The 16,364-nt window shown below is 42.2% G+C and carries 16 protein-coding genes and 2 tRNA genes; 5 read left to right on the top strand and 13 right to left on the bottom strand.

Annotation, left to right across the window (positions count from 1 at the left end; genetic code table 11):
* Window positions 1-15: 15 nt before the first annotated feature.
* Complete coding sequence (locus tag JRG66_RS10475) at window positions 16-1,941, bottom strand: tetratricopeptide repeat-containing sensor histidine kinase (RefSeq protein WP_265162714.1); 1,926 nt, start codon at window positions 1,939-1,941, stop codon at window positions 16-18.
* Window positions 1,942-2,218: 277 nt separating this feature from the next.
* Between JRG66_RS10475 and JRG66_RS10470 the strand changes: the two genes are divergently transcribed.
* Window positions 2,219-2,386, top strand: a complete 168-nt coding sequence (locus tag JRG66_RS10470) for a hypothetical protein (protein WP_265162713.1) — start codon at window positions 2,219-2,221, stop codon at window positions 2,384-2,386.
* Between the two features lie 152 nt (window positions 2,387-2,538).
* Here JRG66_RS10470 and JRG66_RS10465 read toward each other — a convergent pair whose 3' ends face one another.
* The 5 genes from JRG66_RS10465 to JRG66_RS10445 form a co-directional block, all read right to left on the bottom strand.
* Window positions 2,539-2,814, bottom strand: coding sequence for an ATP-dependent Clp protease adaptor ClpS (locus JRG66_RS10465; RefSeq protein WP_265162712.1), 276 nt, complete (start codon window positions 2,812-2,814; stop codon window positions 2,539-2,541).
* A 59-nt stretch (window positions 2,815-2,873) separates the two neighbouring features.
* Window positions 2,874-3,701, bottom strand: coding sequence for a 50S ribosomal protein L11 methyltransferase (prmA, locus tag JRG66_RS10460; RefSeq protein WP_265162711.1), 828 nt, complete (start codon window positions 3,699-3,701; stop codon window positions 2,874-2,876).
* A gap of 13 nt (window positions 3,702-3,714) precedes the next feature.
* A complete protein-coding gene (gene tpiA / locus JRG66_RS10455; RefSeq protein WP_265162710.1) occupies window positions 3,715-4,467 on the bottom strand; it encodes a triose-phosphate isomerase in 753 nt (250 codons plus the stop codon).
* 263 nt (window positions 4,468-4,730) lie between these two features.
* Window positions 4,731-5,825 (bottom strand): BT_3928 family protein, encoded by a 1,095-nt coding sequence (locus JRG66_RS10450; protein WP_265162709.1) that lies wholly within the window; start codon window positions 5,823-5,825, stop codon window positions 4,731-4,733.
* 11 nt (window positions 5,826-5,836) lie between these two features.
* Window positions 5,837-6,394, bottom strand: a complete 558-nt coding sequence (locus JRG66_RS10445; protein ID WP_265162708.1) for a DUF1599 domain-containing protein — start codon at window positions 6,392-6,394, stop codon at window positions 5,837-5,839.
* An 86-nt stretch (window positions 6,395-6,480) separates the two neighbouring features.
* On the opposite strand from JRG66_RS10445, the gene folP reads away from it, so the two are divergent.
* Both folP and cdaA read left to right on the top strand, forming a co-directional pair.
* A complete protein-coding gene (gene folP / locus JRG66_RS10440; protein ID WP_265162707.1) occupies window positions 6,481-7,305 on the top strand; it encodes a dihydropteroate synthase in 825 nt (274 codons plus the stop codon).
* Window positions 7,306-7,343: 38 nt separating this feature from the next.
* Window positions 7,344-8,117 (top strand): diadenylate cyclase CdaA, encoded by a 774-nt coding sequence (cdaA, locus tag JRG66_RS10435; protein WP_265165435.1) that lies wholly within the window; start codon window positions 7,344-7,346, stop codon window positions 8,115-8,117.
* Here cdaA and JRG66_RS10430 read toward each other — a convergent pair.
* Both JRG66_RS10430 and truA read right to left on the bottom strand, forming a co-directional pair.
* On the bottom strand, window positions 8,114-9,886 hold the full coding sequence (locus tag JRG66_RS10430; RefSeq protein ID WP_265162706.1) for an ABC transporter ATP-binding protein: 1,773 nt from the start codon (window positions 9,884-9,886) through the stop codon (window positions 8,114-8,116). The two genes, cdaA and JRG66_RS10430, sit on opposite strands and share 4 nt — an antisense overlap.
* Window positions 9,886-10,626 (bottom strand): tRNA pseudouridine(38-40) synthase TruA, encoded by a 741-nt coding sequence (gene truA, locus JRG66_RS10425; RefSeq protein ID WP_265162705.1) that lies wholly within the window; start codon window positions 10,624-10,626, stop codon window positions 9,886-9,888. The genes JRG66_RS10430 and truA overlap by 1 nt, the downstream gene beginning before the upstream one ends.
* 105 nt (window positions 10,627-10,731) lie before the next feature.
* Between truA and JRG66_RS10420 the strand changes: the two genes are divergently transcribed.
* On the top strand, window positions 10,732-11,226 hold the full coding sequence (locus tag JRG66_RS10420; protein ID WP_265162704.1) for a metallophosphoesterase family protein: 495 nt from the start codon (window positions 10,732-10,734) through the stop codon (window positions 11,224-11,226).
* Window positions 11,227-11,476: 250 nt separating this feature from the next.
* Here JRG66_RS10420 and JRG66_RS10415 read toward each other — a convergent pair whose 3' ends face one another.
* Window positions 11,477-11,887: a DUF4293 domain-containing protein gene (locus tag JRG66_RS10415; protein ID WP_265162703.1), complete on the bottom strand. Its 411-nt coding sequence runs from the start codon at window positions 11,885-11,887 to the stop codon at window positions 11,477-11,479.
* A 191-nt stretch (window positions 11,888-12,078) separates the two neighbouring features.
* Here JRG66_RS10415 and rho point away from each other — a divergent pair, with 191 nt between their 5' ends.
* On the top strand, window positions 12,079-13,821 hold the full coding sequence (rho, locus tag JRG66_RS10410; protein ID WP_265162701.1) for a transcription termination factor Rho: 1,743 nt from the start codon (window positions 12,079-12,081) through the stop codon (window positions 13,819-13,821).
* A 505-nt stretch (window positions 13,822-14,326) separates the two neighbouring features.
* Here rho and rpsT read toward each other — a convergent pair.
* From rpsT to proS, 4 genes are all read right to left on the bottom strand, one after another.
* Window positions 14,327-14,575 (bottom strand): 30S ribosomal protein S20, encoded by a 249-nt coding sequence (rpsT, locus tag JRG66_RS10405; RefSeq protein ID WP_265162700.1) that lies wholly within the window; start codon window positions 14,573-14,575, stop codon window positions 14,327-14,329.
* A 30-nt stretch (window positions 14,576-14,605) separates the two neighbouring features.
* Window positions 14,606-14,677, bottom strand: a tRNA-Glu gene (locus tag JRG66_RS10400).
* Between the two features lie 43 nt (window positions 14,678-14,720).
* Window positions 14,721-14,792: transfer RNA gene (locus tag JRG66_RS10395), tRNA-Glu, on the bottom strand.
* 76 nt (window positions 14,793-14,868) lie between these two features.
* Complete coding sequence (proS, locus tag JRG66_RS10390) at window positions 14,869-16,347, bottom strand: proline--tRNA ligase (RefSeq protein WP_265162699.1); 1,479 nt, start codon at window positions 16,345-16,347, stop codon at window positions 14,869-14,871.
* Between the last annotated feature and the right edge of the window lie 17 nt (window positions 16,348-16,364).

The following is a 16,364-nucleotide window of genomic DNA, read 5'->3' as shown; positions in this document are numbered from 1 at the left end:
AAATAAAAAGAGGGTTTAAGAATTGAATGGAACAAAGAACTCTGCCTTAAGCCCTTTTCCTGAAGTGTCAAAAATGACATTCCCTTTGATGGTTTTTAGCCGCGCCTTCAGGTTTTGAACGCCATTTCCACATTGTAGTACAGCTTCATCAACCCCTATCCCGTTATCGGAATAGCTGATCTTTAAGTACTTTTCTTCCGTAGAAAAAATAAGGGCTACGAGTTTGGCTTCGCTGTGCTTTCTCATATTCACCATCATTTCCTGGAGAACCCTGTACACCACAATTTTGTTTTCCCTGCTCATTTTGCCCCAGTTCACGCCGGTCTCACCGCGAACTATAAGTCGCATTCCCGATGGCACAGCCCCCGAAAGCATGTTAAGAAGTCCCGACAGATAATCTTCTCCCGTAGCAATCTCACTGTTCTCCCGGGAAAAATCGCGGGTGCGCTGGTAAATATTCTCCAGCCGGTCTACTACCATTGCCGGGGCCACAGGCTCAATAGAACTCATGACGTGGTAGATGTCATTTGCAAGTTCATCGTGGATCCTTTTTGAGATCCTTCTTTCGGTAAGGTAGATTTGCTTGATTTTTTCACGTTTGCCCCGTTGCCGCACAGAATAAAAAAATGCGCCTGAAATAACCAGGATGATAAGCGCGGCAAGGGAAATGATGATATTCCTGGTGCGCAGTTTCTCTGTTCTTAAGTGCTGAGTGGTATTTTCGGCCTGCAAAAGGTCTATTTGCTGCTCCTTTTTTTCTTCATCAAACCTTATTTTGGCAAATTGGTACCTCAGCCTCGTATCGGCTTCTTCAAGGCTGTCACTTAGCAATAAAAAACGCTCTATGTATTTCTCTCTTGTATTTCCCTCACTAAGTGAAATAAGCCTTCTTAAGGCTTCGGCCTGTGCGGTGGGATAGGAAAGCAGTTTTGCCTGTTCATAGTATTTTTCGGCGTAGTGTTTTGATTTGTTTATATCAATCTTCCTGAAATAATCTGTAAGATGGAAATAACTTGCTATAAGTCCCGATTGATCGTCCATCTCCCGCCTTTTCCGCATCACTTCCAAAAGCACATCTCCGGCCCTGGTAGTGGAGTCCTGCAACCATTTGGTAAAGGCATAGTTCTCGCGGTACCTGAGGCGCGACGATTCATCAATTACGTCAGATTTTAATATTTCCCCGAAAGTTTTAAGAGCTTCGGAATAATTTTCCTGACTCTTGTGCAGCAGGGCTATATTGTGAAGGTAGCTAATGCTGTCTTCCCGGCTTACCGCGTATTTTAGGGCCTGTTCATATTCTTTAAAAGCTTCCGAAAACAGTTTTTGCCCGCTGTATGAAAGCCCCAGCACATTATATGCAGAACTCACATATTTAGCATCTCTGGTATGATCTAAATACTTTATAGCTTCGGTAGCACTTTCCTGGCTTCCTACTATATCACCTAAGCCGAGTTGGGCGTTGGCCATATCGAGAGATCTTCTCCCCGCCATGGCAGTATCGCCGTACTTCAGATAGAGGTTTCGGGAATAAAAAGCATTCTTAAATTGTTCTTCGGGGTTTTTGTTCCGCATGATCTCCGACTTGCGAAGAAATCCCTTGGCTTCATAAAACAAATCTCCCTGTAAACGCGCCGTAATAATAAGGCTGTCAATCCAGAATGGAAGGCTGTCTACCTGGCCTAAGCGTTGAAGAGCATAGATTTTTCCATCCAGTAATGCTACCAGGGAGGTGTCTCTTTTATCTGTAACAGCATTGAGGCCTTTATTGTAAAGTTCAAGTTTTTTTGGAGGATCTGAAGTATCCAGACCCAGCAGGTAGTATTGACCTGGCGTGCCCGGTGCAGGCTGAGCTTGCTCTTTATTGCTGTCTTTACTCTCGCAGGCACTTAGGGCTGCAAGACAAAAGACTACAAAAAAATTTAATATCCGGGCACATTTCATAATACAAACATAGCAAAAAACATTAACAGATATTTAAGACTTACTTCGGAATAATTCTAAAAATCCCCAATTTCCTCTATTTTATTTTTGTAAATCCTGAAAAACTAAATATTCTGATATCTCATCTTAAAGATCTCGTTAAATAGCACAAATTGTACAGTAAAGTTAAAAAGGATTTATAATTTTAAGAACAGCTACCAGGTCTTGGGGGATAAATAGCACTATAGCACGAAAACTTATAGCAACACTAAACATTAAAAAACTAAAACTTATTATCATGAACTCAGAAGAAAAATTGGGAGCGAAAGAAGTATCGACCAGGTTCAAGAAAAGCAGGATTACCCACAACGAAGTACAGCGAAAAGACTGGGGATATACAGATCAATATCGCCGGATGATGCAGCGTGACTCTCGTAAAAAAGCTGAATCTAATAAAGAAGGATAAAGAATTAGCCCATTAAGCCAGGGAGCAGCCAGGTCAAACTTTATTACTAGCCGGTAATTTTTTGCTGAGGCCAATCGGTTAAATTCCAGGAATTAAAAAGGGCATGATTTTACTAAACATGCCCTTTTTAATATGATTTATAAATAAGAATGTTACACAATTTCTGCTGTTAAGCCCTCTTCAAGAAGTTTTCCGCAGCGTGGTTCCAAATCTTTATAAGTTCCGGTTTTTACCGTGCATTTACCTTTGTAATGCACCAGGAGAGAACATTGCTCGGCCTGTTCGGGAGTATGATCGCAGGCAATAATAAGGGTCTCTATCACGTGATCAAAAGTGTTATAATCATCATTATACAATACGATCTCGTGAAGTTTTGATTCTTTTGTTTCTACTTTCTTCTTTTCAAGAACTTCTTCTTGTGTGCTCATAATCAGACATTTTCATTTGGAAAAACAGGCTTAAATATAAGAATTTCTTCTCAATACTATTACTTTGTGAATTTTAAAGCCACCCAGTCTTCCCGTTCTTTATTACTGTGATATTTTAACCCATACTTTTCGCATTCCTGCCGAATCACAGGAATATCGGCAGAATAAAATCCGCTAAGGTAAAGCTCACCGCCTTCGTTAAGGCTGTTGTTATAAGTTTGCATATCTTCAAGGAGGATATTCCTGTTGATGTTGGCAATGATCACGTCATAGTGCCGGCCTTCAAGCAACTCTGCCCCGCCTTCAAAAGTTTCGATATAGTGGCAGTTATTTCTCTCTACATTTTCAAGGGTATTTTGATAGCACCAGTTGTCAATATCAATGGCATCCAGTTGTGAGGCACCTCTTTTTTCGGCAACTATAGCCAATACTCCTGTGCCACAGCCCATATCCAGCACTTTTTTTCCCTGCAGGTCCTGCTCCAAAAGAAATTCTATCATCATGTGGGTCGTGGCGTGATGCCCGGTTCCAAATGACATTTTTGGCTCGATCACGATATCGTATTTTACATCGGGCCTGGGATGAAAAGGAGCTCTCACCCCACATTGATCGTTGACAATAATGGGGTGAAAGTTCTTTTCCCACTCAATATTCCAGTTTACCTGTTCAATTTCGTTTTGGGTATAGGAAATATCAAATTCATCAGACTGGAGTATATGTATTCCCGCCATTGCCTCTGCGTCGTATTCCTCTTGCGGAATATACGCGGTTATCCCGTCTTCATGCTCTACAAAACTTTCAAAACCCGCCATGCCGAGTTCGGCAATAAGGATCTCTGATGCCGGTTGCAGAGGTTCAATCAAAAATTTAAACTCCAGGTAATTCATATTCTTCAGGTATTTAAAAGGCCTCTGCAATAGCGATAAAATCTTCGGCTTTTAGACTTGCACCACCAATAAGGCCGCCGTCTACATCTTCTTTAGCAAAAATCTCCTGTGCATTCGCGGGCTTTACGCTACCACCGTAAAGAATTGCCACCTTGTTGGCCAGTTCACTTCCAAACTTTTCAGCAATGGTTTTTCTTATAAAAGCGTGCATTTCCTGTGCCTGTTCTGGCGAAGCTGTTTCCCCCGTTCCAATAGCCCATACCGGTTCGTAAGCGATCACGATCTTGCTCCACTGCCCTTCAGCTACATGAAAAAGGCCATTTTCCAACTGACTTTTTACTACCTCAAAATGTTTTTCTCCCTTGCGTTCACTTAATTCTTCCCCACAGCAAAAGATCACTTCCATGTCATTTTCAAGGGCTGCATCCACTTTTTTGGCGAGTAAGGCATCTGTTTCGTTGAAAATGGCACGACGCTCACTGTGTCCCAAAATCACTATTTTTATACCTATACTGCTAAGCATTTGGGCAGAAACCTCCCCGGTATATGCACCTTCTTTATGCTCGTTCATGTTTTGTGCAGCAACGTCTATGGGCGAATCCCTCAAAGATTCGAATGCGTGGTGCAAATTGGTGAAGGCTGGGGCCACAATTACGCGCACCTCGCGATTTTCTTTGTATAATTTCTTAATGTTTGACAACAAATCTTCGGTTTGAGCCAAATCATTGTTCATTTTCCAGTTTCCGGCTACAATTTTGTCTCTCATAATGGTGGTTTTAGGGGTATATAAGTATTTGTAATTAACAGAATGGCCAAAACTATTTTATTCTTCGGCCTAAACTACAAATATAACATTGCCACCGCTAAGAACCTGCGGAAAAAGCAGAAAAAGCGGAAAAAATAAGCTTCCAAAAATGCTTTTTTCAATCTCATTTTTCTTCGGAAGCACCTGGGGATATTCTGTGTAAAATTTCTTCAGAAGCGGAAGGCTTCAGAAAATACCTTCAAAAATGCCATTTTTGAGCCTCCTTAAAACTGAAGCTTTTCAGCATCATTCCAATGCAGTTTCTCCACAATGGTTCCTTTGTGAAGCTTTACCAGACCCGGATTACTTCGGATGATTGTTTTAAGCGCCGTCTCGTCACTAAAGTACCAGTCGAGCTCGAAGCCAAATTTCTCATTAATTTGCTCCTTGAGCTCTTCTCCCGAAGCCGAAAGGCCAATTACCCTGTAGCCATTGTTGCGGGCGCGTTCAATCACGGCATCCAGCTTTTGTAAACCCGGATTTTCACTGCGCCTAAGGCTGTATGCCACCACCATGAGCAGTTTGTCTTCGGCAAGAAGTGATGAAATATGATTTTCACCGTCTTTTTCTATTGAAAAATCGTGAATTGGCGGCTCATAACCTTTTTGTACCAACTCGGTTTCCACTTCAATAAACTCCCCGTCAACATTGGGATAAGCCCCACGGGTGGTGAAGATTTCCTCTTCGCCGTTTACCAAGAATTTCCAGTTGTAGTCATAAACGGCTTCGGGAGCTCCCTGTGGTACGGTCATGGCCTGTGAAATATTTGTCCCTTTTTTGTAAGCCCTGAAATCGAAGACCGGCAGGTGCATCAAAACATAATAGGCAAAAATGAAACAGAGCATGAAACTTAAAAAAACGATCCACCTGTGGGAAGCCCTGGCAAAGTAGGGAGTAATATACTTTTGGTTAAAAAAGAGGATGAGAATAAGCCCCAGCAAAATCATGTCTTTATAAAAAGACTGCCAGGGGGTGAGAGGAATTGCATCGCCAAAGCAGCCACAATCGGTCACCTTATTATAGTAGGCGGAGTAAAAAGTGAGAAACCCGAAGAAGATCACCATAAGCAGCAGCGCCCAGGTAGTGAATTTTGGCAGGTAGCCAATGAGCAGCATGATGCCCAGCACAAGTTCAAAAACCACTACGAGGATGGCAATAATTAGTGCAAAGGGCGCTAAAAATTCCAGATCAAGTACCGAAGGACTAAAATATTCTTCCAGTTTGAATGAAAAACCAATCGGATCATTCAGCTTTACAAATCCGGAAAAAATGAACAAAAGTCCGACTATCCAACGGGAAACCTCGACCAGAATTTTCATAGTTATACTGCTTAAGTTTGGCTCAATTCGCTTTTTTCCTGGATCTGGATAAGGGCAAAAACGGCATAATTGATCATGTCTTCATAATTTGCCTCTATACCTTCACTCACCAGGGTCTTGCCTTTATTATCTTCAATTTGTTTGATGCGAAGCACTTTTTGAAGGATGAGATCTGTGAAAGAGCTCACCCTCATATCGCGCCAGGCCTCTCCATAATCGTGATTTTTATTTTCCATAAGCTGCTTGGTACGCGCGGTAGTGCGCACGTAAAGCTCTTCTACCTCTTCATTGGAAAGATCGGGCTGCTGGGCCACTCCTTTTTCAAGCTGAATTAAAGCCATTACAGAGTAGTTGATGATTCCAATAAACTCGGGCACTTCGCCTTCATCTACCTTTCTCACCTCATTTTCTTCAAGACCGCGTATGCGCTGTGCCTTTATAAAAATCTGATCTGTAAGTGAAGGAAGCCTTAAAATGCGCCATGCACAGCCGTAATCTTTCATTTTTTTGAGGAAGAGGCTGCGGCATTGGTCAATCACAGCATCATATTGGGCAGAAGTATCCTTCATAGAAACGGGTAATTTGTGTAAATTTCGCTGATTTTATTCTTTTCGTCAAAGTTAATTTTTCCAACCAAAAAACCGCAATTTTTAAGATGTATATCAATTGTAAAGGCCGGCTTATAGATCTCTCTGTTCCAAAAGTAATGGGAATTCTGAACATTACCCCCGATTCGTTCTACGATGGAGGACGCCGCACGAGCCTGGAACAACACCTGGCCCAGGCTGAAAAAATGATCTCTGAAGGAGCCGATTTCATAGATATAGGCTCATACAGCAGCAGGCCCGGTGCAGAAGATATTTCGGAAGAAGAAGAACTGCAGCGCATACTTCCGGCTGTAGAAGCTTTGGTAAAAAAATTTCCGGATGTCCTCATTTCCATAGACAGCTTCCGAAGTGAAGTGGCAAAACAAAGTATAGAAGCAGGAGCGGCTATCATAAATGATATTTCCGCAGGAAACCTTGACGATAAAATGATGGACACAGCGGCTCAACTGCAGGTACCTTATATCATGATGCACATGAGGGGCAACCCCAAAAACATGAAGGACCTCAACCAGTATGAAGATCTCACCCAGGAGGTGCTGACCTATTTTTCTGAAAAAATTGACAGGGCAAGAGCATTGGGCATCAATGACCTTATCATAGACCCGGGGTTTGGGTTCTCAAAAAATATTGACCAGAATTTCGAACTACTGTCTCGCCTGGATTTATTTAGCAACCTGAATTTACCAATATTATCTGGCCTTTCAAGGAAGTCACTCATCTACAAAACCTTTAACACCACACCCGAAGAGGCACTTAACGGCACGACGGTTCTCAACACGGTGTCTTTAATGAAAGGAGCACATATTCTTCGGGTTCACGACGTAAAAGAGGCAGTGGAATGTGTGAAATTAATGGAGCGGCTGAAAAACTAGTTTATAATTTTTTACATTTACCAAAACGCACGCCCACTTTGGACTTTCTCGATCTACGCATTCTGGATATTGTTGATATCATCTTTATTGCAGCCCTGCTGTACTATATCTACAAGTTGGTAAAAGGCACGGTAGCCGTCAATATCTTTATTGGGATTGTAATTATTTACTTTGTAGGAAAACTCACCCAGTTATTGCGCATGGAAATGCTTAGCAGTGTTTTGGGAGAGTTCATTGGGGTGGGGATGTTTGCACTCATTGTGGTCTTTCAGCAGGAAATCAGGAAATTTTTGCTAATGATAGGTTCTACAAATTTCGCCAGAAGAAGGCGCTTTTTACAAACCTTAAAGCTTATCAAAGACGACCTTGAAACACCCAATGATGTGGAGGCGATTGTGAAGGCCTGTGAAAATATGGGAAGAACCAACACCGGTGCGCTTATCGTGATACAGAGAAATACAAGCCTCGATTTTGTTAAACAGAGCGGAGATCCCATGAAAATTTTGGTGAACCAGCCTATCATTGAATCTATCTTTTACAAGAATAGCATTTTGCATGACGGGGCTTTGATCATTGAAGACAACTATATTACCGCTACACGGGTGATACTTCCGGTATCAAATGACCGCACCATCCCGCTGCGCTTCGGGTTAAGGCACCGGGCAGCTGTTGGGATCACCGAAAAAACCGATGCGTTGGCCCTGGTAGTGAGTGAAGAAACAGGACAGATCTCTTACATCAAAGACGGCGAATTTGTGATGTACGAAGACCGGGAAGACCTGGTTCAGAAATTAAAGGCAGACCTTGTTTAAAGACTTTGCTCTTCCTGCATGAATTGCACTTCGTACAGATTTTTATAGTAGCCGTTCTCTTTCTTTAGCAATTGGGAATGCGTTCCCATCTCCACTATTTTTCCTGCGTCCATCACCAAAATCTTATCGGCTTTTTTCACCGTGGCCAGCCTGTGGGCAATTACTATGGAAGTGCGGCCTTGGGTGATCTTCAGCGTAGCATCCTGGATGAGCTGTTCACTGTAAGAATCGACAGAAGAAGTAGCCTCATCTAACACCAAAATGCTTGGATTGCTCACGTAAGCTCTCAAAAATGCGATTAATTGACGCTGCCCTGAAGACAACATTACCCCCCGCTCTTTCACATTATAATCATAAGCTCCCGGCAGGCTCGCAATAAAGTTATCTACCCCAATATCTTTTGCTGCCTGCACTACCGTTTCTTTAGTGATATCAGGGTCATTTAGAGTAATATTGTTGAGAATGGTATCGGCAAAGAGGAACACATCCTGAAGTACGATTGCAATTTCCCCACGCAGGGATTTTAAGGTCATGTCCTTGACGTCTATGCCGTCGATAAGAATTTGTCCGCTTGAAATTTCGTAAGAACGATTGAGCAGATTAATTATGGTGGATTTTCCGGCCCCGGTAGCCCCTACAATAGCAACTGTTTCACCTGCCATGGCCTTAAAAGAGATTCCTTTGAGCACCTCTTCATCACCCACATAGCTAAATCTCACATCTTTAAATTCAATTTCCCCCTTAAGGTGATCTACTTCAATTTTACCGTTGTCGGGAATGGAAGATTGGGTATCGAGTACTCCAAAAACCCGGTTTGCAGCCACCATTCCCATTTGGAGCGTATTGAATTTATCGGCAATTTGCCGCAACGGCCGAAATAGCATCTGGCTCAGCTCCACAAAGGCAACAATTACCCCCAGCGTGATTGCTTCGCTGCCGGCAACCACACGTAAACCTCCATACCACACAATTAAACCTATGGTTATGGAAGTAGCCATTTCGGCAATTGGGAAAAATATGGAGTTGTACCAAACCGTTTTAACCCAGCCTTTGCGGTGTTTATCGTTAATTTCCTTAAAATTCTCGTATTCTTTTTCTTCACGGGTAAAGAGTTGCACGATCTTCATCCCGGTGATACGTTCCTGCACAAATGTATTCAGGTTTGCCACCTGGGTGCGCACCTCTTCAAAAGCCAATTTCATTTTTTTCTGAAAAATCCTGGTGGCATAGAGAATGAACGGCAGTACGACCAGTACCAATAGGGTGAGCCTCCAGCTTTGATAGAACATAAAAGCCAGGATAACTGTCATTTTTAAAAGGTCACTTATGATCATGAACAAGCCTTCGCTGAAGATACTCGCTATGGTCTCGATATCACTTACTGCCCGGGTTACCAGCCGGCCTACAGCAGAGTTGTCAAAATACTTCATTTTAAACTGAAGCATGTGTTTAAAGAGGTTGACCCTTAAATCTCTAATTACCTCCTGCCCCAGCCAGTTGGCGAAATAAATAAAACAAAACTGAAAAAGCACCTCCAGCACCAGCACCCCTAACATGAGGCTTATGTAAAAAACAAGCTCATCATTATTTTGCGGCACTATAGAGTTATCAATAGTGAGCTGCAGTAAATAAGGGCGCATTACCCCCAGGAAGGATAGCAAAATAGCGGCAATGGCTACAAAGTAGAAGGCCCATTTATAGGCAAAAGCATATTTAAGCAGGCGCTTAAATAATCTGAAGTCAAAAGCATTTCCTGTTGTTGCTGCCATTAAATAAAAATACTTTCAGGATATAAGATCCTGGTTAAATACAATCCCTGTGCAGGTACAGATGCTCCCGCTTCACTCCTGTTCCCGCTTTTAATCACGTGATGCATATTGTCTATTTCGCGTTTTCCCAAGCCTATCTCCACTAATGTACCCACAATGGCCCGCACCATATTCCGCAAAAAGCGATCGGCCGTAATGTGAAAGATAAGCAGGTTATCGCGTTGTTCCCATTCTGCCCTTGTTATTGTGCAGTTGTAAGTATGTACATCGGTCCTGGACCGGGAAAAACATTTAAAGCTGGTGTAATCCATCAGGATCTTTGCAGCTGCATTCATCTTTTCCACATCGAGCTCTCTCTGTAAGTAATATGCCGTTTCACGTTGAAACACGTTCTTCCTTGTAGTGATGTGATATTCGTAGGAACGGGCTACAGCATCAAAACGGGCATGAGCTTCGGGGTGTACGGCAGCAAGATCTTTAACAGCGATATCGTTTGGCAGCAGCGAATTTATCCTGAAAATAAACTGACTGTCCAGTTTTATTCCGGTATTAAAATGCGCAAAGATCTGCTTCGCGTGCACTCCTGCATCTGTCCTTCCGGCACCCAGGACTTCAATTTTTTCCTGAAGCAATGTGCTAAGGGAACTTTCAATCACCTCCTGCACTGTTATAGCCTCAGGTTGTCGTTGCCAGCCGTGATAGGCTTTTCCGAAGAATTCCAGCTCCAAAAAATATCTCAACCTAAATTTTTACTTTTGCAAATTAAAGGAACAAAGATAAGCCATTAAAGGCAACTGCTCATTCTTCCCGGCGGTAGATTATTAATCTTGCTATAATTATTCCCTATGAAAAAGATATTACTACTTAGTGACACCCATGGCTATCTTGATGATCGCATCCTGAAATATACCGCTGAAGCCGATGAAGTGTGGCATGCAGGAGATATTGGCACGCTGCAGGTAAGCAATGCCATTAAAGAAATAAAACCCCTAAAAGCCGTTTACGGAAATATTGATGGCGGCGGCATAAGAAAAGAATTTCCTCTCAACAATCGATTTAGGTGCGAAGAGGTAGACGTGTGGATCACCCATATTGGAGGCTATCCCGGGCGCTACTCTCCGGCAGTTAAGGAAGAAATAAAAGCCAACCCGCCGAAAATTTTTATTAGCGGACATTCGCACATCCTGAAAGTAATGAATGACAAAAAACTGGGTCTTTTACACATGAATCCCGGCGCAGCAGGAAAACAGGGCTTTCACCAGATGAGGACGATGCTGAGGTTTAAAATTGACGGGGAAGAAATTAAAGACCTGGAGGTGATTGAACTGGGGAAAAAATAGAAGTTAGATTTTAGAAGTGAGATCTTAGATCTTAGAAATTAGATGTTAGAAATTGGCAACTAGAATTTTAAATGCTTCACTTCACAAAAAACTTTATAAAAAAAGCTTTTTTGAAAACCTTCTTAAAAAGGCATTTTTGGCTACCCTTAATTTTTAAACCTTGAACGTTAAACTTTGAACTTTCAGGAACTAAAAAACCCGAAGTTTTCACTCCGGGTTTTTACGCACTAATACTACTAAGATGAAAGGTTTATCGCAGTCGGTCCACAGATTTTACAAGATCTTCATCCTTTTTTATAGCCTTATTGGCCAGCACTAAAAAAACGATAGAAAATACAGGAGTCAGCATCCCAATACCTTTCTCTGAAACCGAAGTTTCTCCAGATACAGTTAGGGACCAATAGACAAATAATCCTAGTAAAATTAAGTTTAATAAGATATTGACACGCCCCAGCACAAACTGAAGCTTTCTATTTCTAAACAAAAAGATCGTAATTACTGAAAGTAAAGCTGAAACGAGCGTTAACCCCAAAGCTGAAAAAACATCTTCGATATACACCGCATTCCCCGCAAAATCATTCCACAGTTTAAATATAAAAATAAATCCTGCATTAAACAGGGCCGCAATTAATAAATAAACTGTCTGGATTCTTTGTAGCATTTACCTTCAATAGAGGCACAAAAATAAAAGATTCTTTTTAGAAACCATATTTATAATCTGAAAATAATATCGTATAATTGCAGTATCAATTCGTAACCAATTCAATAAAGGTTACTTAGACTCCAAAATTTTTTCGATTCTTCCTCGAGAAGGTTAATTAAACCAAAGACCAATTTTATTTAAGAACATTCATGTTTGAAATTTCAGAATTAAAGGCTAAGAAGCTGCCTGAACTTCAGGAAATAGCCAAAACGCTACAGGTACCTAAATACCGTACGCAAAAAAAGCTTGACCTGGTATACAAAATCCTTGATTATCAGGCGGCAAATCCGCAAAAAGTTCAGGAGGCACTAACAGATGAAGAGGGCAAACCTCAACCCCAGGAAGACCAGAATTCTGCCAGGAAACAGCGAAAAACCCGCCCAAGAAAAGAAAAATCCAGCCCTGCAAAAATCTCTGCAGACCAGCGACAGTCTTCTGAGAAAAAAGCAGAACAAAAAGGGGAGCAAAAAGAAAACCTGCAGGAAACAAAAGCTGCACCTGAAAACAGGAGTGAGAAAAAAGGCAAAAAAGAAGATTCTTCCCGCCAGCAGGCCCCTAAAGATTCCTCTACCAGAAATCAGCAAAAAGAGCGTAAGGATTCCAGGCATAAAGAATCGCGTGATAACAACCGCAGCCAGACTAATCGCGACAACACCCGCGACAGCGGAAACCGCGATAACAACGGCAACAGGGACAATACCAGCAACCGCGACAGCGGCAACAGAGACACTGGCAACCGAGATAACCGCAACCGCTACAAAGAACCCGACTATGAGTTTGACGCAATTATAGAAAGCGAAGGAGTACTTGATATCATGCAGGACGGCTATGGCTTCCTGAGATCTTCAGACTACATGTACCTTTCTTCTCCAGATGATATTTACGTTTCCCAGTCACAAATCAGGTTGTTTGGCCTTAAAACCGGAGATACGGTTCTTGGCCAGGTTAGACCTCCAAAGGAGGGAGAAAAATATTTTCCGCTTATCAAGATCAGCAAGATCAACGGGCTTGATCCACAGGTAGTGAGAGACAGGGTTTCTTTTGAACACCTTACCCCACTTTTCCCCCAGGAAAAATTCAATATTGCTGAAAGGCAAAGTACGGTTTCAACCCGGGTCATTGATCTTTTTTCCCCTATTGGAAAAGGACAAAGAGGAATGATCGTTTCGCAGCCAAAAACCGGAAAAACAATGCTACTTAAGGATATCGCAAATGCCATTGCGGCAAACCATCCTGAAGTATACCAAATAATCCTGCTTATTGACGAACGCCCGGAAGAGGTGACCGATATGCAGCGCAATGTAAAAGGAGAAGTGATCGCCTCTACTTTTGACAAAGAAGCACATGAGCACGTTCGCGTTGCCAACATCGTACTTGAAAAAGCTAAAAGAATGGTGGAGTGTGGACATGACGTGGTGATTCTTTTAGATTCTATTACCCGCCTGGCCCGAGCTTATAACACGGTACAGCCTGCCAGTGGAAAAGTACTTTCTGGCGGGGTAGATGCCAATGCACTGCACAAACCAAAAAGGTTCTTTGGGGCTGCCCGTAACATTGAAGGCGGAGGATCTCTTTCTATAATCGCAACCGCTCTTACCGAGACAGGTTCTAAAATGGACGAGGTGATCTTTGAAGAATTTAAGGGAACAGGTAACATGGAACTTCAACTGGATAGAAAAATCGCCAACAGGAGGATTTTCCCTGCTATTGACCTTACTTCTTCCAGTACACGCCGTGACGATATTTTACTTGATGAGAACACCCTTCAAAGAATGTGGGTGATGCGCAAGTATTTGGCCGACATGAACCCCGTAGAAGCCATGGAATTCATTAATGGACGCATTACACAGACCAAGAACAATGAAGAATTCCTGATCTCCATGAACGGCTAATTACAGCCAGCTTTCAAAAATGACAAAATCCGGACATCTTTTGATGCTCCGGATTTTTTTTATATTATTTTTCCGACGGTTATTTTAGATTTCAGATCAGCTTCAATCAATATCAATCTCTACTTCCCGGTACAGATTGCAAATGGACGCCAGCGGCTCAATTAATTTTCAGAAATGCTTTTATTATATCTCAACAACGCAAAAACATAGCAGCTTCTGCGGAATCTTTTATGATGAAAAAATAAAAGCCTTAAGACGCCATTTTAGAGAAGAAAAGAACCGAATTCTTTCCACTTCAGATTAACCATAATACAGCTAACACAAGAGGTGTCAAAAATGGCATTTTACTGATGAATTCTGAATAAGCTCGACTATCAGTTCATTTCCCCTCGACACTTGCTCCTGATCCAGAATATCATTAACAACATCCATTTCATATTCTTCAATAAAAAATGCCTTCCGTTTTACACGAAAGGCATTTTTTATAAATTGAACACTATCTTAATTAAAGCGCAGCTACGTGCTTGGCTAATCTGGATTTAAGATTAGAGGCTTTATTGTGATGAATAATGTTTTTCTTCGCTAATTTGTCAATCATAGAAGCTACAGTAGGATACAAAGTCTCTGCCTCCTCTTTTCCTGCCTCACGTAACTTTTTGATGGCATTCCTGGTAGTTTTATGCTGGTAGCGGTTTCTAAGACGCTTTGTCTCGTTGCTACGTATCCTCTTTAACGATGACTTATGATTTGCCATTACACTTTTATTAAATTAATTCTTTTTCAGTAGTCCGTAGGGGAATCGAACCCCTGTTACCAGGATGAAAACCTGGCGTCCTAACCCCTAGACGAACGGACCATTTATTATTTCAAAGCTGGTTTACACGACTTGCAAACCTTTGTAGTCCGTAGGGGAATCGAACCCCTGTTACCAGGATGAAAACCTGGCGTCCTAACCCCTAGACGAACGGACCATTTATTTTCAAATGCGGATGCAAAAATACAACTATTTTTGAATGCCGCAAATGTTGAGTAATTTTTTTTTTAAAATTAATAAGCCTTTGCAAACAGCACCCTGCCTACAGATGGCCTACCTGTGAAAACACATACTCCTTCCTCTTTTTCGGCATCAAAGGGGATTAAACGAATCGTAGCTTTTGTGAGCTCTTTGATCTTGTTTTCGGTCTCTGCAGTTCCATCCCAATGAGCTGAAATAAACCCTCCTTTTCCCTTGAGTACTTTTTTAAATTCTTCAAAATCCTCAACAGGAGTGATATGTTCATCGCGGAATGCCCTGGCTTTATTGTGAAGGTTCTCCTGAATTTCGGTCATAAGCCCTTTAACCTGCTCCACCACCTCATTTTGCTGTACAAATTCTTTACTCAGCGTATCTCTTCTTGCAAGTTCTACTGAACCTTTTTCAAGATCTTTGGGGCCAATGGCAATTCTCACAGGCACCCCCTGTAGTTCATACTGGGCAAACTTCCAACCTGGTTTTTGAGTATCGCGATCGTCATACTTCACCGAAATTCCCTGAGCTCTTAAATCGGCAGTAAGCTTATTGGCCACTTCCGAAATCTGGTCCAGTTGTTCCTGCCCTTTATAAATAGGAACAATAACAACCTGTATTGGTGCCAGGTTGGGTGGCAGCACCAGGCCATTATCGTCACTATGTGTCATGATCAATGCCCCCATTAATCTTGTAGATACTCCCCAGGAAGTAGCCCAAACATGCTCAAGACCGCCTTCTTTTGTAGCAAATTTCACATCGAAGGCTTTTGCAAAATTTTGCCCCAAGAAGTGGGAAGTTCCCGCCTGTAAGGCTTTACCATCCTGCATCAAGGCTTCTATACAATAAGTTTCTTCGGCCCCCGCAAAGCGCTCGGTCTCTGTTTTTCTTCCTTTAATTACCGGAATAGCCATAAATTCTTCCGCAAATTCAGCATAGATATTGTTCATTTGCTCTGTTTCAGCCAAAGCTTCAGCTTTAGTGGCATGAGCCGTATGCCCTTCCTGCCAAAGAAACTCGGCGGTTCGCAGGAACAATCTGGTTCTCATTTCCCAACGCACTACGTTGGCCCACTGGTTTACCAGGATTGGCAAATCGCGGTAAGATTGTATCCAGCCTTTGTAGGTGTTCCAGATAATAGCTTCAGAGGTAGGCCTTACCACCAGCTCTTCTTCCAGCTTCGCATCAGGATCTACTATCAGTTTCCCCGCATTATCGGGGTCGTTCTTTAATCTGTAATGAGTGACAATGGCGCATTCTTTTGCAAAACCTTCGGCATTCTTTTCTTCAGCTTCAAAAAGGCTTTTTGGAACAAAGAGCGGAAAATAGGCATTTTGGTGCCCGGTTTCCTTGAACATTTTATCAAGCTGCGCCTGCATCTTTTCCCAAATTGCATAGCCGTAGGGTTTAATTACCATACAGCCTCTTACGGCAGAGTTTTCAGCCAGATCGGCCTTCACAACCAGTTCATTATACCATTTTGAGTAATCTTCTTTTCGAGTAGTTAGGTTCTTTGCCATCTCCTGTCTTTTGGCAC

The sequence above is a fragment of the Salinimicrobium tongyeongense genome, assembly GCF_026109735.1.
GTDB classification, from domain to species: domain Bacteria; phylum Bacteroidota; class Bacteroidia; order Flavobacteriales; family Flavobacteriaceae; genus Salinimicrobium; species Salinimicrobium tongyeongense.
Note: the sequence above shows the minus strand (reverse complement) of the source record. Positions and strands in the feature narration are given on the sequence as shown.

Coding starts and splice junctions, on each gene's coding strand:
- rho (WP_265162701.1), top strand. CDS start 12,079: ATGTTTGAAATTTCAGAATTAAAGGCTAAGAAGCTGCCTGAACTTCAG.
- JRG66_RS10420 (WP_265162704.1), top strand. CDS start 10,732: ATGAAAAAGATATTACTACTTAGTGACACCCATGGCTATCTTGATGAT.
- tpiA (WP_265162710.1), bottom strand. CDS start 4,467: ATGAGAGACAAAATTGTAGCCGGAAACTGGAAAATGAACAATGATTTG.
- JRG66_RS10475 (WP_265162714.1), bottom strand. CDS start 1,941: ATGAAATGTGCCCGGATATTAAATTTTTTTGTAGTCTTTTGTCTTGCA.
- JRG66_RS10445 (WP_265162708.1), bottom strand. CDS start 6,394: ATGAAGGATACTTCTGCCCAATATGATGCTGTGATTGACCAATGCCGC.
- JRG66_RS10415 (WP_265162703.1), bottom strand. CDS start 11,887: ATGCTACAAAGAATCCAGACAGTTTATTTATTAATTGCGGCCCTGTTT.
- proS (WP_265162699.1), bottom strand. CDS start 16,347: ATGGCAAAGAACCTAACTACTCGAAAAGAAGATTACTCAAAATGGTAT.
- rpsT (WP_265162700.1), bottom strand. CDS start 14,575: ATGGCAAATCATAAGTCATCGTTAAAGAGGATACGTAGCAACGAGACA.
- prmA (WP_265162711.1), bottom strand. CDS start 3,701: ATGAATTACCTGGAGTTTAAATTTTTGATTGAACCTCTGCAACCGGCA.
- JRG66_RS10470 (WP_265162713.1), top strand. CDS start 2,219: ATGAACTCAGAAGAAAAATTGGGAGCGAAAGAAGTATCGACCAGGTTC.
- JRG66_RS10465 (WP_265162712.1), bottom strand. CDS start 2,814: ATGAGCACACAAGAAGAAGTTCTTGAAAAGAAGAAAGTAGAAACAAAA.
- JRG66_RS10430 (WP_265162706.1), bottom strand. CDS start 9,886: ATGGCAGCAACAACAGGAAATGCTTTTGACTTCAGATTATTTAAGCGC.
- folP (WP_265162707.1), top strand. CDS start 6,481: ATGTATATCAATTGTAAAGGCCGGCTTATAGATCTCTCTGTTCCAAAA.
- JRG66_RS10450 (WP_265162709.1), bottom strand. CDS start 5,825: ATGAAAATTCTGGTCGAGGTTTCCCGTTGGATAGTCGGACTTTTGTTC.